Source organism: Parashewanella tropica, from assembly GCF_004358445.1.
Lineage (GTDB): Bacteria > Pseudomonadota > Gammaproteobacteria > Enterobacterales > Shewanellaceae > Parashewanella > Parashewanella tropica.
The window spans coordinates 4,125,001-4,149,553 of sequence record NZ_CP037951.1; the positions used below are offsets into that span (position 1 = coordinate 4,125,001).

Annotated in this window: 19 protein-coding genes and 1 rRNA gene (1 of these 20 cut by a window edge); 5 read left to right on the forward strand and 15 right to left on the reverse strand. The window is 42.5% G+C overall.

What is annotated here, in order from left to right; translation table 11 throughout:
- Together E2H97_RS18320 and ccoG are read right to left on the reverse strand one after the other, a co-directional pair.
- A 16S ribosomal RNA gene (locus E2H97_RS18320) occupies positions 1-90 on the reverse strand (it extends 1,449 nt beyond the left edge of the window).
- A 579-nt stretch (positions 91-669) separates the two neighbouring features.
- Complete coding sequence (gene ccoG, locus E2H97_RS18325) at positions 670-2,097, reverse strand: cytochrome c oxidase accessory protein CcoG (RefSeq protein ID WP_133408454.1); 1,428 nt, start codon at positions 2,095-2,097, stop codon at positions 670-672.
- Positions 2,098-2,513: 416 nt separating this feature from the next.
- Between ccoG and E2H97_RS18330 the strand changes: the two genes are divergently transcribed.
- Entirely contained in the window at positions 2,514-3,929 is a 1,416-nt protein-coding gene (locus tag E2H97_RS18330; RefSeq protein WP_133408455.1) for an aminotransferase-like domain-containing protein, read from the forward strand.
- A gap of 39 nt (positions 3,930-3,968) precedes the next feature.
- On the opposite strand, the gene E2H97_RS19035 is transcribed toward E2H97_RS18330, so the two are convergent.
- The 10 genes from E2H97_RS19035 to E2H97_RS18385 form a co-directional block, all read right to left on the reverse strand.
- Positions 3,969-4,907: a secretion protein EspA gene (locus E2H97_RS19035; protein ID WP_246029029.1), complete on the reverse strand. Its 939-nt coding sequence runs from the start codon at positions 4,905-4,907 to the stop codon at positions 3,969-3,971.
- Positions 4,908-4,927: 20 nt separating this feature from the next.
- Positions 4,928-5,965, reverse strand: coding sequence for a secretion protein EspA (locus E2H97_RS19040; protein ID WP_246029030.1), 1,038 nt, complete (start codon positions 5,963-5,965; stop codon positions 4,928-4,930).
- Between the two features lie 18 nt (positions 5,966-5,983).
- Positions 5,984-6,706, reverse strand: coding sequence for a type III secretion system translocon protein SseB (sseB, locus tag E2H97_RS18350; RefSeq protein WP_246029031.1), 723 nt, complete (start codon positions 6,704-6,706; stop codon positions 5,984-5,986).
- 173 nt (positions 6,707-6,879) lie between these two features.
- The gene (locus E2H97_RS18355) at positions 6,880-7,365 is read right to left on the reverse strand and encodes a DUF6702 family protein (RefSeq protein WP_425466813.1); all 486 of its coding nucleotides are present in this window, start codon (positions 7,363-7,365) and stop codon (positions 6,880-6,882) included.
- An 11-nt stretch (positions 7,366-7,376) separates the two neighbouring features.
- Positions 7,377-9,857 carry a M1 family metallopeptidase gene (locus E2H97_RS18360; protein WP_133408457.1) on the reverse strand — a complete coding sequence of 827 codons (2,481 nt, stop codon included), beginning with the start codon at positions 9,855-9,857 and terminating at the stop codon, positions 7,377-7,379.
- A 271-nt stretch (positions 9,858-10,128) separates the two neighbouring features.
- Positions 10,129-10,863: a response regulator transcription factor gene (locus tag E2H97_RS18365; RefSeq protein WP_246029032.1), complete on the reverse strand. Its 735-nt coding sequence runs from the start codon at positions 10,861-10,863 to the stop codon at positions 10,129-10,131.
- Positions 10,864-11,031: 168 nt separating this feature from the next.
- Complete coding sequence (locus tag E2H97_RS18370) at positions 11,032-11,751, reverse strand: spondin domain-containing protein (RefSeq protein ID WP_218938227.1); 720 nt, start codon at positions 11,749-11,751, stop codon at positions 11,032-11,034.
- 13 nt (positions 11,752-11,764) lie between these two features.
- Entirely contained in the window at positions 11,765-12,469 is a 705-nt protein-coding gene (locus E2H97_RS18375; RefSeq protein ID WP_133408458.1) for a spondin domain-containing protein, read from the reverse strand.
- 165 nt (positions 12,470-12,634) lie between these two features.
- On the reverse strand, positions 12,635-13,891 hold the full coding sequence (locus E2H97_RS18380; RefSeq protein ID WP_133408459.1) for an aromatic amino acid transport family protein: 1,257 nt from the start codon (positions 13,889-13,891) through the stop codon (positions 12,635-12,637).
- Positions 13,892-14,218: 327 nt separating this feature from the next.
- Positions 14,219-15,121 (reverse strand): helix-turn-helix transcriptional regulator, encoded by a 903-nt coding sequence (locus tag E2H97_RS18385; protein ID WP_133408460.1) that lies wholly within the window; start codon positions 15,119-15,121, stop codon positions 14,219-14,221.
- 210 nt (positions 15,122-15,331) lie between these two features.
- Here E2H97_RS18385 and E2H97_RS18390 point away from each other — a divergent pair, with 210 nt between their 5' ends.
- Entirely contained in the window at positions 15,332-16,432 is a 1,101-nt protein-coding gene (locus tag E2H97_RS18390) for a hypothetical protein (protein WP_133408461.1), read from the forward strand.
- Between the two features lie 89 nt (positions 16,433-16,521).
- Here the strand turns inward: E2H97_RS18390 and acs are convergent, their stop codons facing one another.
- Positions 16,522-18,417 (reverse strand): acetate--CoA ligase, encoded by a 1,896-nt coding sequence (acs, locus tag E2H97_RS18395; RefSeq protein WP_133408462.1) that lies wholly within the window; start codon positions 18,415-18,417, stop codon positions 16,522-16,524.
- A gap of 429 nt (positions 18,418-18,846) precedes the next feature.
- On the opposite strand from acs, the gene E2H97_RS18400 reads away from it, so the two are divergent.
- The 3 genes from E2H97_RS18400 (at position 18,847) to E2H97_RS18410 (ending at position 21,914) form a co-directional block, all read left to right on the forward strand.
- Complete coding sequence (locus E2H97_RS18400; protein ID WP_133408463.1) at positions 18,847-19,821, forward strand: DUF1852 domain-containing protein; 975 nt, start codon at positions 18,847-18,849, stop codon at positions 19,819-19,821.
- A 28-nt stretch (positions 19,822-19,849) separates the two neighbouring features.
- Entirely contained in the window at positions 19,850-20,878 is a 1,029-nt protein-coding gene (locus tag E2H97_RS18405; RefSeq protein ID WP_133408464.1) for a methionine synthase, read from the forward strand.
- A 151-nt stretch (positions 20,879-21,029) separates the two neighbouring features.
- Complete coding sequence (locus tag E2H97_RS18410; protein WP_133408465.1) at positions 21,030-21,914, forward strand: LysR family transcriptional regulator; 885 nt, start codon at positions 21,030-21,032, stop codon at positions 21,912-21,914.
- 24 nt (positions 21,915-21,938) lie between these two features.
- On the opposite strand, the gene E2H97_RS18415 is transcribed toward E2H97_RS18410, so the two are convergent.
- The gene (locus E2H97_RS18415) at positions 21,939-22,628 is read right to left on the reverse strand and encodes an exonuclease domain-containing protein (protein WP_133408466.1); all 690 of its coding nucleotides are present in this window, start codon (positions 22,626-22,628) and stop codon (positions 21,939-21,941) included.
- Between the two features lie 9 nt (positions 22,629-22,637).
- Positions 22,638-24,485, reverse strand: coding sequence for a DUF294 nucleotidyltransferase-like domain-containing protein (locus tag E2H97_RS18420; RefSeq protein WP_133408467.1), 1,848 nt, complete (start codon positions 24,483-24,485; stop codon positions 22,638-22,640).
- Positions 24,486-24,553 lie beyond the last annotated feature (68 nt).

Sequence of the window (24,553 nt, forward strand, 5' to 3'; positions counted from 1 at the left end):
AGGTGCAAGCACCTCTCGTTTCCGCTCGACTTGCATGTGTTAGGCCTGCCGCCAGCGTTCAATCTGAGCCATGATCAAACTCTTCAATTAAAAGTTTAATTTGTTCACCCTAAGATGAACTACTCAATGAATTCTGTCGTTGACTCGTCATTTAAGACAAATCAATTTGCATGTCTGAAATCAGTTAAATTAATAACTCATTTCAATCAGTGCGGACTCTTCATTGATAGAATTTTTGTTAGCACCCGAAGATGATAACTGGATGTTTCTATCTCTGTGAGCGTCCACACAGATTTGCTTGATACTTATTTTTAAAGAACATTGTGCTTTTATCAGCACCCCGTCCGAGTCGTTGTTCTCAGCGGGTTAGGGCTGCGTATTCTACGCATTTCCCTGTGGCCGTCAACACTTTTTTTAAAGTTTTTTCAGGCCGTTTAAAAAGTGACTTAATCGCTTCTTAAACCTTGACTTGCTAGCTGCTTCAACATCATCTGTTTCGCTGCTGTGCCGTGTCAGTGGTGGCGCATTATAGGGCGCTTAGAATTTTGCGCAAGGGCTTTTTGAAAGAAAAATACAATTTTCTTTTCGGGTGGCTAGATATCCAGCAAAACGAAGAAAAAAAGGGCGCTTTTCGTTAAAAAGCGCCCTTTTCTGTTGAGTAATTACCTTTTACGGTCCGAAGAATCGTGTTTCTTGTTCGACTTCGACGTCTTTATTGGTATTTTCTTCTATCACTTTAATGTTGAACTTAGTAATAGGCAGCTTTAAGTCATAAGGGTCAACTGCAATACTGATTGGCAAGGTATAAACTTTGCCTGCTTCAACCTTAATGGTTTTAGGTCCTATCCATTGATAGTCAGTTAAGCCATTTGCACTGAAATGATATTGCTGGGCTTGTTCTGTCTTGTTAAGGATCTTTAAGGTATAGGTGTTTTCAACCAAGCCCGCATCGGTTTCACGATACAGCTGGTTACGATCTCTGAGAATATCCAAGCGAACCGGATCAACATGGAAGAGTGCCAACATAAATACGCCACACATGACAGCCATTGTGATCCCGTAGCCAACCAATTTAGGTCGCACTACGTGTTCATGCTTGCCTTCAAGTTTATTTTCGGTGGTGTAACTAATAAGTCCTTTGTCATATCCCATACGAGACATGGTTTGATCACAAGCATCAATACACGAACCACAGTTGATGCATTCATATTGAAGTCCATTACGAATGTCGATACCAGTCGGACACACCTGCACACATAAGTCACAGTCAATACAGTCGCCTAAACCTAGCTCTTTGGGGTCGGCTTTACGAGAACGAGGACCGCGTGATTCACCACGCTTGGTGTCATAGCCCACGATAAAGGTGTTTTTATCAAACATCGCCGATTGGAATCTTGCATAAGGACACATGTGAATACACATGATTTCACGCATCCATCCTGCGTTGCCGTAGGTAGCAAACATGAAGAAAAATACCCAAAAGTATATTAACCCCGATGCTTGAAGGGTAAATACCTCGGTATAGATTTCATTGGTTGGTACAAAGTACGACATGAATGTCATAGATGTGAGTAACGAAAAGCCGAGCCATGCGGCGTGTTTAGCGGTTTTCCGCCAGAGCTTATTGAAGCTCCATGGCATTTTATCAAGTTTAATGCGCTTGTTGCGGGAACCTTCGAGCTTTTCTTCAAACCAGATGAAGATAAAGGTCCATACCGTTTGTGGGCAGGTATAGCCACACCACACTCGCCCTAAATAGGTCGTCACAAAGAAAAGCCCAAAGGCCGCTATCATCAACAAGGCGGCCAATAAGGTTAAATCTTGTGGCCAAATGGTAAGCCCGAAAATATGAAATTTTTGCTCGGCCAAATTAAAATAGACCGCTTGCCTATCACCATAAGGGATCCAAGGTAAAAGCATAAACGCCAACATGGCTATCCATCCCATACGTCGCCTGATGGTCGTCCATAATCCCTCTACGGCGCGCACATATATACGGTTGCTTGGGTTGAACTTATCGACTTTATCTGCATCTGGTTGATGAATTTTGATTTGCTTGTCTTTTCGATAATCCTTTCGGGGGCGCTCTGCACTCATACCTATACCTACGTTAATACTTCTGTATTTAGATACTCGCTTAACATTGAGAGTATCTTCTCCCTTTATGTCATCGAGTTAGCTGCGTTCATACATTTAATGGTTTATGCGGTGATATTGTGACCTATGAAATGAATCAAGCAAAATAATATGATCCGAAACTCTATTTTATTTGATCTAAGTCAATTACATTAGAAACTACTAATATTGGCTTTATCGCCAGATTAACAAATCTGTTTAGGCTTAATAGTTCAAATAGCGTACAGAAATATCTTTCTCTGAAGACTACAACTGTTTGACAATCTTTTTATTTGACCACATCACGCTTGCAGAGAATTATAAAGTCAGAATACAAGGTATAATAGATACAGAAACTGACTTTTCAGCTATAACAGTTTTATCTTTTAGGGTTCTCAATGTCTAAATATGAACAACTGATGGCAAGCATTCGTAATCAAATCAATGACGGTGTTTGGGACGTGGGAGAAAAGTTGCCTTCTTTGCGCAAGCAGTCTTCCCTTTCTGGTTTAAGTTTAATGACGGTACTTAATGCCTATCAAGCATTAGAGAGTCAAGGCTTAGTGGTTTCTCATCCTCGATCTGGTTATCTTGTTGCACCCAAAATCACCCCTCCAGAATACAAGAAGACAAAAGCCAATTATCACGCTACCGAACATATCAATAGCAATGATCTGATTTTCGATGTATTACAGACAAGCAGGCAACCCGACCTTATCAATTTTGGATCCGCTTACCCAGATCCATCACTTTATCCTAGGGCGCAAATTAATCGCTCCCTCGCGACTGCAGCTAAATCCATGCCGACTTCAGCTATGCTGGACAACTTCCCTCCGGGTAATGAAGAACTGAGGCAAATCATTTCAAAGCGTTATGCCACCCAAGGAATGAGTATTTCACCCGACGAAATAGTGATCACATCCGGAGCATTGGAAGGGCTCAACTTGTGTTTACAATCCGTTACTCAGCCTGGAGATTGGGTCATTGTGGAATCGCCCACCTTTTATGGTTCGATACAATCTTTGCAGAAACTAGGATTGAAAGCGCTCGCAATTCGAACTCATCCGCTAACAGGAATCGATATTGATGCACTTGAAGCCGCGTTGAAGACTCATGATGTCAAAGCCTGTTGGTTAATGACCAATTATCAAAATCCAATGGGGTTTACACTGCCGCTTGATAATAAAAAGAAGCTTGCGAGTTTATTAAAACAATATCAGGTCTATTTAATCGAAGATGATGTCTATAACGAATTATTTTCGGGCAACAAAAAACCGCTCCCGACTAAAGCGTTTGAACACAGTGATATGACGATGCATTGCTCCTCTTTTTCTAAGTCATTAGTGGCAGGGTTTAGAATTGGCTGGGTAGCTGCGGGCTCACAAGCTAAAGCGATTCAAAAACTCCAATTAATGACCACCATGGCGGCCAGCGCGCCAATGCAGCTTGCCATGACCAGGTTTTTAACGACAACAAGCTACGAAACTCATCTACGTCAATTGCGAAGAACGTTAGCACAAAGAAAATACGCAATGTGGAAACGGTTAAACCAGTACATGCCTGATGACGTGAACATCATATTTTCTGAAGGCGGATATTTTATTTGGATTGAATTACCAGAGCATATCAACGCTTATGATCTCTATCTAAAGGCTCTGAAACATAATGTTCATATCGCCCCTGGTGCTATGTTCTCTTTAACAGAGCAGTTTAATCACTGTTTTCGCTTAAATGCTTCTTTTGAATGTACCGACCAGCATGTGGATGGCATAAAGACTCTGGCAAGTTTGGTTAAACAGATGGAAAGAAAATAGTTGGCTCAGTCTACTGTGCTGAAGACTGAGCAACAAAGGTTAACGGATATTTTGCGCAATCGATTTATTCATCTCTTGCAGCATGGTCTGCATACTATTAATCAAACTGACGGTGACATTGTAGGTCTGCATGATTTTTTGCAGTTGCAACTGTGCTTGAGAAACAAAATCCGAAGCTCGGTTTGACACATTTTCCAACGCATCTTTTATCGCTTCTAATTGGCCTTTGTCTAATTTAGGGCTGGCAATTGAATTACCACTTGAATCTTTAAAGTCAGTAAAAAAGTTGCCATGCCAATGATTACCTTGGTCAATCCAGGTAACTTCTGATCCACTGACGGTCACATTGGCTTCTGATTGAGGTCCCCACCACCATTTACCGTCTTTTTCTGTCAGAACTCTGTGTCCCATGGTTCCGTTACTCCAGCGTATACTGACGTTCAGCTTACCGTTTGGAAATTTATCGGTGAAGTGTCCATATAGGTACTCATCGATAGATTTTCCATCAACATGAACACCATTGTCACGCATGTAATTAATAACATCATCAGGCAAAGCCGCAGAACCTTTGTCTCCTTGCTTAGAAACATCAGCAATTTTCTCATTAACTTCATTTGCCTTATCCTGAGCATCTCGAGACACTTTGGCTTTTTGTTGCATTTGAAGATATTTATCATTAGCCAATTCAGAAAGTAAATTCATAAACAAGTAAAGCACTGCGATCCCTCCTGACAACACAGAGTCTCCTTGCTGAGCCAACTGCTCATCTACCGACCACTTATCCATGCCATCAACATCTTGCAATTGCTCAGTATGTTGTTCGATGTGATCGCTGATAATGCTATCCATCGCTTTTGACATCTTTTGGCTTTTTCTCTTCGCCACTAAGTCTTGAACTCCTTGTAACGCACCATAGTGTTGCTTGGGGTCTAATTGGTGGTGCACAGGAATTTGCGGTTGCATTACCTCTATTCCCATCGGAAACTCCTTTTCACTATTTAACGAATATTTTGGGCAATGGATTTATTCATTTCTTGTAGCATGGTTTGCATGCTATTGATTAAGCTGACAGTCACGTTATAAGTCTGCATGATTTTTTGCAGTTGCAACTGTGCCTGAGATACAAAATCTGACGCTCGATTAGAGACGTTTTCGAGTGCATCTTTAACGGCTTCTAACTGACCTTTATTGAGTTTGACGTGAGGAATGGGTGGCTGACCAGGCTCTGAGGGAATAGTGCCTGAAAAATTCAAATACCCGACTACTTCTTCTCCTCCTGTATCCATGACTTTAAAATTATGAAACGTAATGGTGTTACCTGAAATAGTATATGGCGTAAGAGGAGCACTAGCCTTACCACTGTAATCTTGATATGGGTAAGGCTTGGTGCCTTTATCAAAATAGACATCACCATTTGGCTTGATACTGATATGAAATTCAGGCGCTTTATACGGCTGACCATTGGGTAATTTCATACCCGGCGATTGCTTAATACTTGATGCTGGAATGGTAACTTTATAGCTAAAATCAGGATCGGTATGAGTGAGATACTCATCGATGGACTTACCGTCTACTTTTACACCGTTATCTCTCATATAAGTGATAACGTCATCGGGTAACTCGGCTGAGCCTTTATCTCCTTGCTTGGACACATCAGCAATTTTCTCATTGACCTCATTGGCTTTATCCTGCGCATCTCGAGAGACTTTTGCCTTTTGTTGCATTTGAAGATACTTATCATTGGCCAACTCAGAAAGTAGATTCATGAATAAGTAAAGCACTGCTATCCCGCCAGAAAGCACTGAGTCACCTTGCTGGGCTAATTGTTGGTCGACTGACCACTTATCCATTCCATCCACATCTTGTAAATGTTCTGTGTGCTCTGAGATATGCTCATTGATGAGGCTGTTCATCGCCTCAGACACTTTCTGACTTTTTTTCTTCTTCACTAAATCTTGGACGCCCTGGAGAGCACCGTAGTGCATCTTGGGATCCAGTTGATGTATAGCTGATAAAGGAACACCTTCAATACCCACTATATTCTCCTTTAAGGTTTAACGAATATTCTGAGCAATCGATTTGTTCATCTCTTGCAGCATGGTCTGCATACTGTTGATCAAGCTCACCGTCACGTTATAGGTTTGCATAATTTTCTGCAGTTGCAACTGCGACTGGGATACAAAATCCGAAGCTCGATTAGAGACATTCTCAAGAGCATCTTTAACGGCTTCTAAACTACCTTTATCAAGCTTCTTACCCTCATTATGTCCCAAGTAATCATCAATATCTTTACCATCAATTTCAATGTCATTGTCTTTCATATACTGAATCACATCACTCGGAAGGGCATCCGAACCTTTGTCCCCCTGCTTAGACACATCGGCAATCTGCTCATTCACCTCATTAGCCTTATCCTGTGCGTCCCGAGACACTTTGGCTTTTTCTTGCATTTGCATATATTTACCGTTAGCCAACTCAGACAATAAGCTCATAAAGGTATACAAAACAGCAACACCGCCTGACAATACCGAATCACCCTGCTGAGCTAATTGATAATCTGTTGCCCATTTGTCGGTTCCTTCGACGTCTTGCAATGCCGCCATATGCTCTTGAACATGGAGTTGAGCCTGCTGATTAATATTATTGATGACATTCTGCTTACCATTCTTTTTCAGCTTTTTTTGCATCTCATAAATATCATCTCGATGAGCACTTGAATCTCCAACAGGTGGCCTATCCATCCATACATTCGCTGGTGCGCTTAATACTTCTGGCATCTCAGAACTCTCCTTGTCTGATCGCAACATTGGCGATTTGGTCTTATATAAAGGGTAGCAAGTATTTTTGGGGTTACAATTTTGTCTTTTTTGACAAGGAGTAATAAAGGAGTGAAAAAGAAAAGAAATTAGGAATATGACCACATCAAAGCCGATATGGTCATGACAAGAAGTTAGAATCTGGCAACTAACCAGTCTTTATTTTTCGAAAAATACAACGTTCGCACTTTGCCCTTACCTTCAATATTCACCATATTGATTTGTGTCGGCCAGAGCTCTCGAAGCGAGCCGTTATACAATTTAATACCTTGTAGGTTTTTCGGGAGTGTGACTTCTTGATAAACCCAAAAAAACTTACCTTCGACTTCATACCCCACATTATTAAGTGTTAATGACTTGTCTTGGAGGGTACGAGCAAAAAACTGCTTAGCAACATAATCAGCAAACTGCTGCTGCGTTTTTTTGGAACTGATGATATCGGCATTTTTATCAAATAAGTCCTGAACCGCGTGCTCAGTGTCATGTAAATAAAAACGATGCATCACTTCGATTAACTGGGTGCGCTTATTAAATAGCACCGTCGTTTCGGCGGCTTTTTGTTGATGGGCAAGCACAGGGCTTGCCAGCATCATCAAAAATACCAGAAACAATAGTGGCAAACTACGAGCCATTATTTCTCCTCTTTTGATCCAGACGTTTTATCGTCATCTTTTTTATCTGTTTTTAACTCTGTTTTAATGTCTTGCATAATATCGCGGCGAACCTTGTCTGAAGATTTTTTCTTCTTATAGGCTTCAACACGTGATGGAATGATACGACGTGGATAATGGTTGTTTTCCATATCTACGTCAGCCGTTTCCCAATGTGGGTCAACACTAACACTAACAAGCTGTTTATTTTTATCGGTAACAATCAACTTACGCACTTGCTTAGGGGTACGACGCCAGATTTCCGCAGGAACATACTGCTCTTCCACACTGCCGTCAGCATAAGTCAGCTCTAATAGGATTGGCATGACTAAGCCGCCGATATTAGAAAACTCCAACACATAATAGTTTTTGTCTTCTTTAAGCGCGCGCTCTAGGGTTTTACGCTCCCAAGGCTCTAACTCTTTTAAGAATTTTTGATATTTATTACGCTCTTTGTTGGTTACTGTAAAGCGGTCATTGTCATCGTAGAAATCACGAACATCAGGATTTCTATCGATCCACAAGGTTTTGCCTTCTGCTTTATTGCGCTCAACAAAATAAGAGGTCGGCTTATCTAACTCAATTTGACGCAAACGCCCATAATCAATATCTGGATTGTGCGTATCCAAACGCATCTGATATACCTTATCCAGCGAGATATCGACATGATCTGTGCTGAAAAACCAACCACGCCAGAACCAATCTAAATCAACGCCCGACGCTTCTTCCATGGTACGGAAGAAATCCGATGGGGTTGGACGCTTAAAACGCCAGCGCTCAGAATATTCCTTAAAGGCAAAATCGAACAACTCTCGGCCTAAGATCACTTCACGCAAAATATTCAACGCCGCCGCAGGCTTGGTATAAGCATTAGGGCCTAAGCGTAATACACTGTCAGACTGAGTCATGATTGGCACTTGGTTTTCAGACTTCATGTAACCGACAATGTCTCTTGGTTCTACGCCCCAAGGGATATTTGGATCCCACTCACGACCGGCAACGCCATCAAGGAAGCTGTTAAGGCCTTCATCCATCCATGTCCATTGGCGCTCATCTGAGTTCACAATCATCGGGAAATAAATGTGACCCACTTCGTGGATCACAACACCAATTAGGTAACGTTTTTCCGCTTGTGAATAGGTACGAGAACCATCGTCTTGTAGCTCAGTACGAGGACCGTTAAAGGTGATCATTGGGTATTCCATACCACCGACAGGGCCATTAACAGACTGTGCCGTTGGGTATGGGTAATCAAATGAGAAGCGCGAATACACTTCCATGGTGTGAACCACAGATTCTGTCGAGTACTTCTTCCACAAGTCACCACCTTCTTTAGGGTAGAATGACATCGCCATTACAAACGGCATTTCATCACCGCCTTGCTGATAGCCTTTGGCATCCCACATAAACTTACGTGATGAACCCCACGCAAAGTCGCGCACGTTTTCGGCTTTAAATTTCCACGTTTTACGCTTATCTGTACCCGCTTTTTCGTTTTCTAACGCTTCTTCTTCGGTAACAACAAATACTGGACGTTTGGCCGTTCTTGCTTGCTCTAAGCGCTTGCGCTGAGTTTTCGTTAGCACGTCTTTAGGGTTATCAAGTACCCCTGTAGCACTGACGATATGATCCGCAGGTACGTCGATTTCGACTTCATAATCACCAAATTCTAAGGTGAATTCACCACGGCCTAAGAATTCTTTATTAGTCCAAGCTTCGTAGTCGGTAAAGGCGTGTAAACGTGGGAACCACTGTGCGAGAAGGTAGATATCATTGCCGCCTTCTCGTGCATCATCAGGGAAATGTTCATAGCCTGAACGACCAGAAACAGACGCTACTTCATTGATGTTAAAGGCAAAGTCGATTTGAAACTCAACATTAGAGCCGGACTTTAGTGGCTTAGGCAGATCGATACGCATTTGCGTACCCACAATGGTAAATTTTAACGCTTGTCCGTCTTCATCTTTTACTGCTTGGATATCGTAACCCAGTTTAACGTCATCCATATATTGCTGACGACGCAGTTCGCCCAAGCTGAGTTTTGCTGGTGTTTTAGCATCACCGGCTTTGGTATACGGGCCACGACGACCGACACCACCAAAGTTACTTGCAGCATTGGCAATGGAATCTTTTTTGAAGATATTTTGATCTAACTGCACCCACAGGTATTTCAGTTTATAAGGAGAGTTATTGTGGTAAGTGATCACTTCGCTAGCGGTAATACGGCGCTTCTTTTCATCAAGTGATACCTTGATTTCGTAGTCGACCTTTTGCTGCCAGTATTGCTCTCCTGGTTCACCTGCTGCACTTCGATATACGTTCGGAGTAGGTAGGACTTCATCTAATTGACGGAACTTATCTTCAAAATCGCCTTTGGTTTGTTTGACTGCTGTTGCAAACGAAGGGCTCGCAACAGGTAAAGTCAACAAAGCCAGCAGCGCTAACTTTCCTTTAATTTTCATAATGGTAGGCGTAGCTCGTTAAGGTTGTTTTTATTTAAATGAGGTTAAAAGTAAACTCAATGAAGTGGAAATAAGGCAGGAGTACTTCATATTTTCCAACACCAAAAAGTTACATTATAACATAGCGTGCAAATACTATTACAGTTACGCTTTTGTGTAAATTTTGGTTGTAAACTTTATCATGCATTCACTATTTATCATACAAAATAATCATATTCACCAACCAAAGAAGAAACACTGATGTAACAAATACAGTGATAACATGAGTGATTTAGGCCGCTTGTACTTGTGGTGGAGTAAATTTGTAACCCACGCCCCACACTGTTTTCACTATGTCATCATTAAAATAATTGGATAATTTGGCGCGCAGTCGGTTGATGTGGCTGTTAACCGTATGCTCATAACCAGAATAACTGTAGCCCCATACCGCTTCTAATAACTGCATGCGACTGAAGACCTTTTGTGGATGCTGAGCAAGATACGACAATAAATCAAATTCTGTCGCGGTTAAGTTAATCGTTTGATCTTTGGTGATAACTTCACGGGTATCGGTATTGATAAACATATCTGCAAATTGGATATAGCTATCATTTGTTGGCTTACTTTTGGTGAAACGTCTCAATAACACTTTCACTCTGGCTCTCAGCTCCAGCACGCTAAAAGGCTTTACGAGATAATCATCAGCACCTGACTCAAGTCCCAATACAATATCCGCTTCGCTGCCTTTATTGGTTAGAAACATAATGGGAATTTCTTTTTGTTGCTCTAAAAGCTGCATACACAACATAAGACCTTCACCATCTGGCAACTGACGTTCCATTAATACCAAATCAAAATCTTGAGTATTCACATGGTGCTTGGCTTCAGATAGGTTTGAGCACTGCACTACCTCCAAGTTGAGACTCTGTAAATTCAATTGAATAAGACTGGATAACTCATGATCCGCTTCCACTAACAAAATACGTTTAGGGTTAGTCTCGTTAATATGTGCAGATATTGATTTCACATCGAGTTCCTCGGTGGTGTCTTTCTATCACGATCTCAAATGGAGGATTACAACTTTAGGCTCCAAGTGAGTCACTGTGACTATATTGACCCGAGTACTCAAAAAAAGATTTCAAAAAGAAATGGCAGCACCAAGTTCAAACTTGTGTGCTGCACGCTTGTATGGGGATTATTTTACTCGCTCAATCACCACACTCATACCTGGATTATCAAAGCGATGCGATGCTGATAGCGTTGATCCAGTCAAGCCATCGTCAGCTGAAATTACGCCCGGATGAATATGAACTTTATTAATGTCATCACGCTCAGGATTATAACCTTGACCACCACCAGCAGGACCGGGAACCGTAGACTTAGTTTCGGTATTTGCCTCAGTGCCAGCATCATAAATGTTGCCTCTAAAGCTTACCGTTTGACCTACTGCTAAGTTAGCAAGGTTCACATTCGATAATCCCACAAATGCATCATTGGTGTTTACTGGCATCGCCAATACGCTAATTCGAGAAAGCTTGTCGGCATCCAAACTGATAGAAACAGCCGCTTTGTTACCTGGGAACAATTCACCAGATCCAGACTCGACTTTGTCGACGCCTTTTTCACTACTAAAGCCACTGTTGTTACCCGCTTCTGCCAAACGCTCAAGGGCGTTTGACGCTGGCTGTCCTGCTACAAATTGAGGGTAATTCGCCTGATGCGCCACCACCGTTACTGGAGAAAATGGCTGATTCGCGGTTAAGTTCGTTACTGTAACCTTATATTCCTGCTTCACCTTTGGTGGCTCAGTAGGTTTATTATCCGAATCTTTACTATCACTCGGGCAGCCTGTGAGTACTAAGGTACTGGCTAAAATCGCCATACCTCCTAACGTTTTAGAAAATTGCATTTTCATAATTAGGCTCCCTTTATTTCACTGTAACAACAACGCGGGCAACAGGGTTTAACCAGCGGTGAACTCGACTATCCAAATCGCTCATTCCACCAGATTTATCTGTATCGCCAAGCACACCAGGGTGAATATGAACTTTATCGTTGCTCGCACCATCGACAACACCAGTGCCACCAGTCCCCGCATCTTTGCCTGGAGCCGCTGGAATACCAAGCACACCAGGAGCACCTGATTCAGGAGTTAATAGCTCATTATTGTCTTCCGTTCCCGCGTCATAACCATTAAGGTTCAAGGTATAGGTGCCTTTTTCTGTTGGTATTTTCCAATTGCTTAAACCAATAAAGGCATCGTTGGTTGGTAAGATCATCGCAACAACAGAAAGGTATTTTCTGTCGCCCGTATCAAAGGAGAATTTATCGGTTTTAGCCGACGGTGCTAACAACCCGTTAGCAGGATTTTTTACGGTCACGCCATTCGCGCCTTCAACTAAAGTGACGAGATCATCAATAGCGCCACCTTCTGCCATTTTTTGTAATTCTGGCGATGCCTTTTCACCGGCTTTAAACAAAGAAGTGTCAGCGCCGTGTGCCGCTACTAAAATCGGCGTAAAGTGATTACCATGAGTCAGGTTAGTTACTGAAATTTCAAGCTGGGCCGCCGTCGCAGGTAAAGATACCGCTGCGGTTAACATCATCGATTTAACTAGGGTTTTAAGGTTCATTTTTCTATCTCCAGATCAAGGTTTGGATATCTAGAGCAGAGTTTGGGCGTTAAACTTCACTTACCAGTGTCGAAATATTCACAAAACCATCACGATTATCGTTTTTTTTGTAACGGATATAAAAAAGCGAGTCACTTAGACTCGCCAATATCAACGAACAGACGCTTAATGCAATGCGCTATAGATCACGGATGTCATAGCGGCAAGACCGCAAATAACGGTAAATACTTGGACTGGAACGGACGTTTTATACTTGGCCATAGCAGGTACTTTGTTCATCGCAAATACTGGCATCAGGAATAAAATCGCCGTTATCATTGGCGCCCCCATGGTTTCAATCATTCCCAAGATGCTGGGGTTAATAACGGCGACGATCCAAGTCACGATCACAATAACGCCTAGTGACGTTTTTTCGATAGTGGCTACAGACAATTCAGTTCGAGACTTTACCAAACCAACCAAGCCCTCATGAGCACCAAGAAAATGCCCAAAATAACTAGAAGTAATTGCCGTAAACGCCACCAAAGGACCAAACCATGAAATGAGCGGTGATTGATGTACATTTGCCAAATAAGACAACACACTGATGTTTTTCACTTTTGCTTCAGCAAGTTGCTCAGGGGATAAAGAAAGCACAACCGAGAATACAAAGAACATCACAAATCCCATCAACATGATTGCGGCTCCACCAGTTACTTTGTCGGTTTTTGTCACCGCTTTGTCCCCATGAATAACCCGTTGTTCTTTAGAGAACTGACTGATCATGGAGCTGTGATTAAACGAAAACACAATCACAGGGATCGCTAACCAAATGACACTCGGCATAGCACTCCAATCAGGCGTGACTTCCATCATTGAGGTATTCCACTCTGGGATCAGATATATCGATAACGCGAGCAACACAAATACGAGAGGATATACCATAGCCATTGTGGCTTTTAACATCAGCTCTTTACCAAATACCACCCCTCCTGTCATAGCCAGTACTAAAGTACCTGACAACAGCCAGCGGGGAATGGACATCACACCTAATTGATGCACCATAAAAGAATCTACTGTGTTGGTAATGCCCACCCCATAAATTAATACAACGGGAAAAATGGAAAAAAAATACGCCAAGGTAATTAGGTTTGCCCCCGTTTTACCAAAATGCTCTTCAGCCGTATCAGTGATATCGGCTTGTTGATTTTTCGCTGACAATACAAACCGCGCGAGGCTTTTGTGTGCAAACCACGTCATCGGAGCAGCAATTACCGCTAAAATAACCAATGGCCAGAATCCACCAACACCTGCCTTGATTGGCAAAAACAAGATCCCTGCGCCAACCGCCGTACCAAATAAAGACAGCACCCAAGTAAAATCTTGGTAAGTCCATTTCGATTCACGATTAGAAGATATTGATGAATTGGAGGTTAACGGCATGATCACCACCTAAGTATTAAATTTTTCTATGAAACTTAATCTTAGGGAGAAGAAAAAACCATGATGCTAATCTCAGATTGAGACTTCACACGCATAAACTAACCTCAGCTCTGCATAAATCAACCTCTACAACACTATTACTTATGCGTATTTCTGTGTTAGAACAGCCCGAAATAGACAGGCTGTTACGAACTGTTCTGCCTTGAACTTCACATAGTTAGCAACACTGTAGATAAAAATTTAAGGTTCATATTTAACTTCAGAACCTAATTGATTTCGTTATACAGAGCTGAGGTTAACTGCCTATAAAATCTGTAGAAGTCACAATTAATCTTTGACAATGGGCAACTGAAACGAAAATGTCACTGCTCCTAATTGAGACGAATCAATCTCTCGTACCATCTCGACAAAAAAAGCATGCTCATCAATCTGTAACTCTTGTTGCTCAGCAATTGCAAATAACGCTTCAAGAGCAGCACTGTAGGCCACATCGGTGCTAAAAAGGACTTCAATACACAAGTAGTGTCCTTCGGGAAGGACAAAATCGTGCTCTGCTTCGTTCCTTGTCCAATCTCCTATCACGTATTCGATTTGATGCCATGCGTTATCCAGTTGGCTGACGGGCGTCGCCCCTAACAACCGAGTAACTTTAGTTCCAAAGTGCTCGATAACGGAATCCCAGTTTAAATCGGCAAGATAGAGTTTTTTCATGGAACGTTTGGGATACCAAATTAATTCCGCTTTAATCGACTTAGCGAGCTCAGTTTCTAGAGAGTGTTGTTTCCCAGGATGGGCAAGCTTAGCGATAAATTCAGCACTTTGAGTGGGTGTAAATTCAGCCGCCATTTTTCGAACTTGTTTGGCCGTTACCCCTAGGCTCTTTTTAAGGGCTTTGCCTAACGCTTGAGAAGACGAAAAACCGCATTGCTGAGCGATTTCTGTTACCGTTCCGCATTGTTCACGAAACAATAAGTTGACCGCCATTTGCAAACGATGTCGACTTAAATATTGTCCAGGTGTTTCATTAAATAAGCGACTAAACTGGCGATGAAAGTGAAAAGGAGAAATCGCACTTTTTGTGGCTATCTGTTCCCATGATGCAAGCGAATTTGATTCATCATGCATCAGAGCTAACGCTTGTTCAAAGCGCTTTTTAACGTGTTCAGGCAACGGCTCTAATAAAGCCTCTTCAGGAACCAGTTTAACCACTGGAACATTTTTTTCGGACATAACGCCAAACGTAAATCAACCATTTATCCTGTAACTATACCAAGTTAGAGGCCAAAGGGGAGCTTAAACCTCTTACCGTTCAGCCATTCCATAAATGAACCCCAAATGAATTATTGTACAGCTTTATATTCAGTAGACTTAAGTTTGGTGTATAACTCGGCAACCTTATACCTTTGATCATTGTTTCACGAGTAACACAGACGTTTTTTTATGCCACCGATCACACCAAATCCTATAGAGCAGCCGCCTTCATGTACTTGGGATGTAAGGCAACGCACCTTAACCCCTATTAGTGCCGATTTACGCCCGACACAAACTGAACAAATAGCAAAACTGCATGTCCGCTTCTCAAATTCAACACATGACAAAACTGACGTCGTTTTCAACGTAAAATTTAGAGCCCACAACTGGCAAGTAAAAGTAGAACACAGTCGCTCATTTTTTCAGTTTTGTGAACGTCGACGTGTCAGAAAACACATTGAGGCAGCCTTATTTGAAAAGTGGAAACCAACACCTCATATGCAAGCCGATGCGGGTTATGGCTATTGTCACTTTTTTAAAGGTCGGCCTGCTCTTCCTGAAAGTCATGACACACGCCCACCACAACTAAGTTCCAGTCATGGCAAGCCACAAATTCCGACCGTTGCAAAGGTAGATAGAGAGGATGAGGATGAAGATATAGGGGATTTTTTAAACGTCTCAGATAATATACCATTGCTAGCCTCGACGAAAAGTGAGGCCAATCCGACACAAAATATAGATCCCGCTATCGTAAATAGAAAAGGTCAAATTACATATTGTGAACACTACCCTGCGGTTGAAACTTGGGTCACTGAAAATAATTTGAAACATTGCAAAGTCAGCCGTCAAGTTAAGCTAGAACAAAAGCATCTGCTTGATGCTATGCGGCAGATCCATCAGCATGATTATCCTCAAAGTGGTTGCAATGCTTTGTTAATTCCTGTCACTTTGACCCATAGAGGATGGCCAAGGAGAGATCACGCCGTTCTGGCCGTGATCACCAAAGATGCCATTTTCATCGTAGATCCTAAGAATAATGAATACCCATATCCACTGAACACCTTAAGTACAGGGTTCCAAGCTTGGTATAACCGAAGTGACTGTACTCGCCATACCTTATACACGCTGAAATGCCTGCTTCCCAAAATTGAGCAGCATTTTGCAAATCCTCCCTTTCACTCTACATCAGGCATAGCGCTAACGATTGATCAGCTTGGAGGCTATTTAGCCAATATTCCAAGAAAGGACCGACAATACATAAATAAGATGTTGCATAAAGATGGCAGTTAACCTGCCCAACAAAAAACCGCCAAATAGTTTGGCGGCAATATAGAAGAGGTACAGGGAGATTTACCTCATAAAAAACAGTACTAGAAAAACTACTCTTCTAAGGTACTTAAATCACCTTCATCCTGCCCAAGTGCACGCGCTTTTAAGACGCGGCGCATGATTTTACCAGAACGAGTTTTAGGCAGAGCATCAACAAATTGCACGTCTTCTGGCGTGGCGATTTTACCCATCTCATGACCAACGTGTTCTTTAAGTTCATTAATCAAATCTTGATTACCAACCACGCCCTCTTTCAACGTCACATACACATGAATCGCATTGCCTTTGAGCTCGTGTGGTAAGCCTATCGCTGCCGCTTCTGTAACCGCTGGATGACAAACAAGTGCACTTTCAATTTCTGCGGTACCCAAGCGATAACCACTGACTTTAAGCACTTCATCAATACGACCAATGACCCACACGTAGCCATCTTCATCTTTTTTAGCACTGTCACCGGCTAAATAACGCCACTGACCGTCCTTTTGGCTCCAATATAAATCTTTATAACGTTGATCATCCTTAAATACGGTACGCGCCATCCCCGGCCATGGGTTTTTGATGATCAGTTTCCCTTCTTCATTTGGTGCAGCAGGTTCACCATCATCATTAACAATTTCCACTTCATTACCAAAGAACGGCTTAGTCGCTGATCCCGGTTTTAGTGGCGTAATTGGTAGTGGACAAATCATGAAACCACCTGTTTCGGTCTGCCACCAAGTATCAATGATCGGGCATTTACCACTACCAATCACTTCGTGATACCAACGCCATGCTTCTGGGTTAATGGGCTCCCCAACACTACCGAGCAGCCTTAAACTTGAAAGATCATGCTTTTTCGGCCAACGATCACCAAAGCGCATTAATCCACGAATCGCCGTAGGCGAGGTATAAAGAATGTTGATGCCATAGTTTTCAATAATCTGCCACCAGCGATTTGGATACGGATAGTTTGGTGCACCATCGTATAACATAATCGTCGCGCCATTAATCAATGGCCCATAGACAATATAACTGTGACCAGTGATCCAGCCCGGATCGGCCGCACACCACCAACGGTCTTGTGGCTTAATATCAAACGCCATGCGATGAGTGGTTGAGGTATACACTGCATAACCGCCGTGAGTATGCAGCATGCCTTTTGGCTTACCTGTAGTGCCCGAGGTATACAAGATAAACAACGGATCTTCAGCACTGGTTTGCTCTGTTTCACACTTAGAACCGGCAATTGGCAGAGCAAGTAAATCGTGAAGCCAGAAGTCACGCGTCGGCTCCATTTCAACATCAAGGTTATTGTTCTTCACGCAGATACAAACTTCGATGCTCGGTGTACGCTTCATCGCATCATCGGCGATGGCTTTTAGATTGATTTTCTTACCACGACGAGAGCCACCGTCGGCAGTGATCAAGACTCTTGAGTGGGCATCATCAATACGCTGAGCTAGGGCTTCAGTACTGAAGCCACCATAAACGACAGAATGAACGGCGCCTATTTTGGCACACGCCAACATGGCGAACACCAACTCAGGAATTTGCGGCATATAGATGGTAACAATATCGCCTTTTTCAACACCCATGCTTTTTAGCACATTGGCAAATTGGCAGACTTCACGGTTCAAGCCATTGTAAGAAAAGTTTCGCTTTTCGCCGTTTTCACCTTCCCAGATAATCGCCATTTTGTTGCGATTGGCATTATCCAAATGGCGATCAATGGCGTTGTGAACAATGTTAATTTCGCCACCATCGAACCACTTATACATAGGCGCATTGGACTCATCCAGCACGCTATCCCATTTTTTATACCAACTTAACGTTTCCGCTTGCTCAGCCCAAAAAGCCTCTCGATTTTCCACCGAATATTGATACAACTTTTCATATTCACTGACATTCGCTTGCTCGATGACTTCTTGGCTTGGATAAAACATCTCGCGCTTATCTGAGTTGGTCATGTTACTTCTCCATAAAAATTCTTCTACGCATCCGTTGGCGTTGTGGATAGACATATTTAAGTTCGATACTGCAAGCATAGGCCAGCCAAGGTATCTGATTGCTGTCCAAGTTAGAGATTTTTAAAAGAAATGACCATTAGACCTAAGTCTAAATTTTGGGAGTTATTGAGAAGTAGGGCACATTATTTATTCATATAAATATGAATAAATTTCATGTTTATATGAATAAATACCATTGTTTTTCATTTTTCATTCCGCGTATAACATAGTTTCTGCTCTAAAAATCAACACAAATATGATTAGTAGTAGCATACAAAGCCATTATAGAAGAACGGTCTACAAGGAAGCCTCATAGGCTGTGCTCTAATGTTCAATGGAAAATCCAAAAAGAGTAAAACCAAACCTCAATAACTAGGGTACCCAATAATCATGGAAAAACGCTTTACCTTCTCAATTAACAGCAGCTCTCTCGACGAAAATTACCATCCGTCCGATAGTACAAGGATCACCACCAATTTTGCGAATTTGGCGAGAGGAGAGCAACGCCAACAAAATTTGCGTAATGCGTTAACTATGATAGATAACAGCTTTAACGCACTTGCACACTGGGATAACCCTAAAGGTAACCGTTATTCTGTTGAACTTGAGATTATTTCTGTTGATGTGGATGTCGAAGGTCAAGGCCACAGCTTTCCATCCATCGAAGTGCTAAAAACCTATATTGTTGATCATAAAACCAATCAGCGAATCGAAGGGATTGTTGGCAATAATTTTTCTTCTTATGTGCGTGATTATGATTTCAGTGTGTTGCTGTTAAATCACAACAAAGATAAACCATCATTTACCATTCCTGATAATTTTGGTGATCTCCACGGCAAGTTATTTCAGCATTTTGTCGCATCAGAGATCTATCAAGCACACTTTAAAAAGCCACCTGTGATTTGCTTGAGTGTTTCGGATAATAAGATCTATCACCAAACCGAAAATCAGCACCCGGTATTGGGATATGAATATCTGCCCAATGAGTCTTCTCTAACCGAGCAGTACTTCAAAAAAATGAGCTTACAAGTACGTTACTTTATGCCTCCTAATAGTGTTGCACCTTTGGCCTTTTATTTCTTCGGTGATCTTCTCAACGATTACACCAATCTTGAGCTGATAAGTACCATCAGCACCATGGAAACCTTCCAAAAAATTTATCGTCCAGAAATTTACAACGCCAATGCCGCCGCAGGTAAATGCTACCAACCGAATTTGCAAAATTTGGATCATTCATTAACTCAAATCGTCTATGACCGAGAAGAGCGCAGTCTGTTGGCGACAAAACAAGGAAAATTTGCTGAAGAATACTTCATCAAACCTTACCAAACCATTCTTGAGCAATGGTCTGCCAATTACGCCTGAGCCATAACAACAAACTGTGACACAGAATATGAAAACACTATTACCGACATCAACGGCAGGCAGCCTGCCTAAACCTTCTTGGCTAGCACAGCCTGAAGTCCTTTGGTCACCATGGAAAATGCAAGGTGAAGAATTACTCGCAGGGAAGCAAGATGCACTGAAAGTATCCCTGCAAGAACAGCAAATCGCGGGGATTGATATCGTCAGCGATGGTGAGCAAACTCGCCAACACTTCGTCACCACTTTTATTGAGCACCTAGATGGCGTTGATTTCGAAAACCGTAAAACCGTAAAAATCAGAGACCGTTACGATGCCAGCGTTCCCACGGTTGTCGGTCCCGTAAGTCGCCCTAAATCGGTGTTTGTTAAAGATGCCGCTTTCTTACGCCAACAAACCCAGCAACCAATAAAGTGGGCTCTGCCTGGCCCAATGACCATGATAGACACCTTATATGACGATCATTATAAAAGCCGTGAAAAGCTGGCGTGGGAGTTTGCCAAAATTCTCAACCAAGAAGCCAAAGAACTCGAAGCCGCTGGCGTGGATATTATCCAATTCGATGAACCTGCGTTTAATGTCTTCTTTGATGACGTCAACGACTGGGGTATTGCTTGTCTAGAACGCGCTATCGAAGGTCTAAAATGCGAAACCGCCGTACACATTTGTTATGGCTATGGCATAAAGGCCAACACCGACTGGAAGAAAACCCTCGGCTCTGAGTGGCGACAATATGAGGAAATCTTTCCAAAATTACAAAAATCCAATATCGATATTATTTCTCTAGAATGTCAGCACTCACATGTCCCTATCGAACTGATTGAATTAGTTCGTGGTAAAAAAGTTATGGTCGGAGCCATTGATGTTGCAAGCAATACGGTTGAAACACCTGAGCAAGTCGCCGAAACACTCAGGCAAGCACTCAAGTATGTAGATGCCGACAAACTCTACCCTTGCACGAATTGCGGCATGGCTCCTTTGCCTCGTCAAGTCGCAAGGGGCAAGCTCAATGCATTAAGTGCAGGGGCTGAAATTGTTCGCAAAGAGTTATCGACATAACCTTGCCTTTGGTTGAGAGAAGAAACCCTAACAGGTCCCTTCTCTCAAAATAGTGAATTTTGAAAACAATTTATTTATGCACTATAAGTGAATAGCAACTCTGTGGCATCATGGCTTTCTGATCTGATCCAAAGGAAAGTGGAGATAACGGGTGTTAGAAAGAGTTCACTTAGAAATACTGACCGCAATTAAAGAACATGGAACCCTAACCAAGGCAGCTAACGCCCTGCATTTATCTCAATCCGCCCTCAGCCACAGCATCAAAAAACTAGAGAGCCAAATTGATACCAATATATGGGAAAAAGAGGGACGAAAGCTCAGGCTTACCGCGGCTGGAGAGCGTATTCAATCACTAGCGAATCGGGTGTTACCACAATTCGCACATACTGAACTGCTACTAAATCAAATCGCTAAAGGCGAAATAGGGATATTAAGAATTGGTATGGAGTGCCATCCTTGTTATCAGTGGCTATTAAAAGTCATTGAACCCTACCTTTCACAATGGCCTGATGTTGATATTGATGTTAAGCAAGAATTCCAATTTGGGGCACTTGGCGCACTGCACAATTTTGAAATTGACGTTATTATCACCCCCGACCCTTTGTTTACTCCTAAAGTACAATACATACCCGTCTTTGAATATGAGCATAAACTGGTGGTTTCTAGCGACCATCCACTTGCGATTCAAGAGTGTATTACACCAGAGCAATTAAGCGACCAAGTGCTATTTAGCTACCCTGTTGAACCAGACCGTTTAGATATCTACACCCAATTTTTAAGACCAGCAAAGAGCACGGTTAAACAGCATAAAACCATTGAAACGACAGAGATCATGTTGCAAATGGTGGCCGCTGGTCGTGGCGTTTGTGCACTTCCAGGTTGGTTAATTGATGAGTATTCTAAATCAATGCCAATCAAAAGCCTGCGCTTTGGTGAAGATGGGATCCACAAACAAATACATATCGGGATCCGTAAAGACGATAAAAACATTAATTACCTCAAAGACTTTATTACTCAAGCTCAGCAAACAGTTTAAAACCAGTGCTCTGCTGAAGAGCGGCTAACACAGCAATGTCTTTAATTTTGTACCCATGCCCTGTTCCAATCGGGACAACTGTGCCAACAACAACTCCCCTGTGGCTATCGCGTCGTTAAGGGCATTGTGTTCAAAGTGGGGTGGCAAGCCGTATTCTTGCCGTAAGTTGACCAATCTTAACCGAGACGGATCATACGCCGTATCACTCAAATCAAAGCGGCGTTTGGCAATTTGTAGGGTATCGATAATGGGAAATACCGGAGACATGCCATATAACTGCAAGCAAGCCTGCTGCAAAAAACTGCGCTCAATATGCGCAAAGTGAACCAGCATCACTCTTCCCGCCAATTGCGTTAATAACTGTTCTACTACTTGCTCCAATGGCTGACCTTGAGCTTGCTCAGTATCGGTAATTTGATGAATTTGTACATTTTCTCGCTCAAGCTCGATATTGTGATTCACAACAGTATGTAAACTATTCGCAAGGTGAATGACACCATGATGCATAGGGGTACAACCCACAGATAATATATGATCTTTTTTAGGATTCAGCCCTGTGGTTTCAAAATCCAACGCCAATAACTGTACGTCTTTTATTGGAGTTTTAGGGTCGGGAAACGGCGTAGATAAAAAGGATTTTAGTGGACCTTCAGGCGCTTTTTTATATTGACGCTCTCGCAGAGCATTGAGTCCAAACCAGCGTTGAAATAACATGTTAGCCCCTTAACCGTAGGTGGTTTGCCGCACGCTTTGCATGTCTTTAATCACCTTAAAAGCATCTTTTAAATGCTCTCTATCCAGCTTTGATAAAGCGTTGGGTGAGATGAAACAATCGGTTTCTTCTCCCTCTAACAATTGCTTGGCTTGGTGTTTTACTTTCGACATGGTCAAAAACTCAAAGGCCGAAAATAGGCTTTTTCCTGAACCTTGAGTTAATGATGACGTTCCCATGGCGTGAGTTAACCGTTTAAGAGTATTCACTTCTTCAATACCTTCCGATAAGGCATAAATTCGTGCTAAATCCACCACAGGCGCGATACCGTTGTGTTTTAAATCCAGCGTATTTTTATGCTTGCCGTTATCGGTCAACACAAAATCTCGAAAGAAGCCTAACGGCGGCCTGAGTTTGATGGCATTTGCAGATAGGTGCGCCAAAAATAAGGTATTGTCCCGCGTTTTTTCCAGCATTTGCTGACGTATATCAGCAAGCAAAGACTCTTTGCCATATACGCTGCGCATATCAAAAAAGATACTGCAATGCATGAGGGCTTTCGGCTCTGGTTTATCGATCCATTGCGCAAAATAGCGATGCCACACCGCTTGAGTTTGGCGCCATTTATCATTACTCGCCATCACATCACCGGGACAATAGGGGTAGCCACAGCGCGCTAAACCGTCGCAGACAAACTGCGCCATTTGAGTAAACCATGGGCGATGCGCCTCCTGCATGCTGTCATCAATGATCAAGGCATTATCCTGATCGGAACTGACGGTTTGCTCTTGCCTTGCTTGAGATCCGGCACTGACCCACGCAAACGGCACAGGTTCATTTCCCAAATGCGCTTTGGCTAAATCAATAAGCTTACAGGTAAAGGCATCGGCAATCGCACTCATGGTTTTACCGACGTTATCAGCAGAGGTGCCGAGTTTTGCCATGCTAATTTGCAGCTTAGGCAATAAATCTGAAATTTGAGCCAATTCATCCACATTCTGTGCTTTGGCAATCATAGAAGATACATTAACTGAGCTTAAACTTTCTTGCCTCATCAAATCAGTGATAGTCACCATCCCTGCCAATTGCCCATTTTGACTAACGGGTAAATGATGGATGCCTCGACTGTTCATTTTGATTAATGCTTCATAAGCACTGCAATTGACATCTATCATCTGCACATCTGTAGTCATGATCTTTGATACCGGAGCCGTGATTGCCAATCCTTGTGCCATACCTCGACGTCGAAAATCTTTGTCGGTCACAATTCCAACCAATTGCTGCTCTTTAACCACCAATAACGATGAGAAATTACGCTCAGTCATGGTTTGAGCCGCCGCTTGTAAACTGGTGGTTTCTTCTATGGTGATTGCAGGGCTACTGAAAAAGTCGCCAATAGCGCGGTTCATTAAGGTGGAAGAAACCACCGCCTGCTCATTAATTTTCGACACCTGTGCCGACAAGCGCTCGGCTGCGGGTTTAGTAAAAAACTCTCCGATATATGGATAGCGAGTGCAGATTTCTAATAATGTTTCGAACTCAAAGGCATACAGCAACACATCTTCGTCAGCTTGTACTTGAATATCTGTATCAGCACCTGTTTCACAAAACAAACTGCAAATATCACCCTCAGCCAGCTTCTCAATAAGCTGCTGATCATTATTGATGACCGATAATGTTCCCTTGCGAATAATGTATAAACTCGGCGTCGAAATGCCCTGTGGAGGCAGTGATTCGCCTTGGCGTACGTAGCAGATCTGAACCTGTTTGCTCATCTGCTCCAAAACAACATCAGGGAGCGTATCAAACGGATTGCTTGCCTTAATAAAAGTCGAAATTTCTGCCAATTCACCGCTCATGATTCATCCTTGTTTTTGCTTATGTGTTTGTTTTTAACATTGAAATCGCTAAGGGTCGAGCGAAGAAA

Bases quoted from the DNA above. Each gene is read 5' to 3' on its own strand.
- E2H97_RS18405 (WP_133408464.1), top strand. From the start codon at position 19,850: ATGAAAACACTATTACCGACATCAACGGCAGGCAGCCTGCCTAAACCT.
- acs (WP_133408462.1), bottom strand. From the start codon at position 18,417: ATGACCAACTCAGATAAGCGCGAGATGTTTTATCCAAGCCAAGAAGTC.
- E2H97_RS18420 (WP_133408467.1), bottom strand. From the start codon at position 24,485: ATGAGCGGTGAATTGGCAGAAATTTCGACTTTTATTAAGGCAAGCAAT.
- E2H97_RS18415 (WP_133408466.1), bottom strand. From the start codon at position 22,628: ATGTTATTTCAACGCTGGTTTGGACTCAATGCTCTGCGAGAGCGTCAA.
- E2H97_RS18390 (WP_133408461.1), top strand. From the start codon at position 15,332: ATGCCACCGATCACACCAAATCCTATAGAGCAGCCGCCTTCATGTACT.
- E2H97_RS18385 (WP_133408460.1), bottom strand. From the start codon at position 15,121: ATGTCCGAAAAAAATGTTCCAGTGGTTAAACTGGTTCCTGAAGAGGCT.
- ccoG (WP_133408454.1), bottom strand. From the start codon at position 2,097: ATGAGTGCAGAGCGCCCCCGAAAGGATTATCGAAAAGACAAGCAAATC.
- E2H97_RS18360 (WP_133408457.1), bottom strand. From the start codon at position 9,857: ATGAAAATTAAAGGAAAGTTAGCGCTGCTGGCTTTGTTGACTTTACCT.
- sseB (WP_246029031.1), bottom strand. From the start codon at position 6,706: ATGCCAGAAGTATTAAGCGCACCAGCGAATGTATGGATGGATAGGCCA.
- E2H97_RS18330 (WP_133408455.1), top strand. From the start codon at position 2,514: ATGTCTAAATATGAACAACTGATGGCAAGCATTCGTAATCAAATCAAT.
- E2H97_RS18380 (WP_133408459.1), bottom strand. From the start codon at position 13,891: ATGCCGTTAACCTCCAATTCATCAATATCTTCTAATCGTGAATCGAAA.
- E2H97_RS18400 (WP_133408463.1), top strand. From the start codon at position 18,847: ATGGAAAAACGCTTTACCTTCTCAATTAACAGCAGCTCTCTCGACGAA.
- E2H97_RS18370 (WP_218938227.1), bottom strand. From the start codon at position 11,751: ATGAAAATGCAATTTTCTAAAACGTTAGGAGGTATGGCGATTTTAGCC.
- E2H97_RS19035 (WP_246029029.1), bottom strand. From the start codon at position 4,907: ATGGGAATAGAGGTAATGCAACCGCAAATTCCTGTGCACCACCAATTA.
- E2H97_RS18375 (WP_133408458.1), bottom strand. From the start codon at position 12,469: ATGAACCTTAAAACCCTAGTTAAATCGATGATGTTAACCGCAGCGGTA.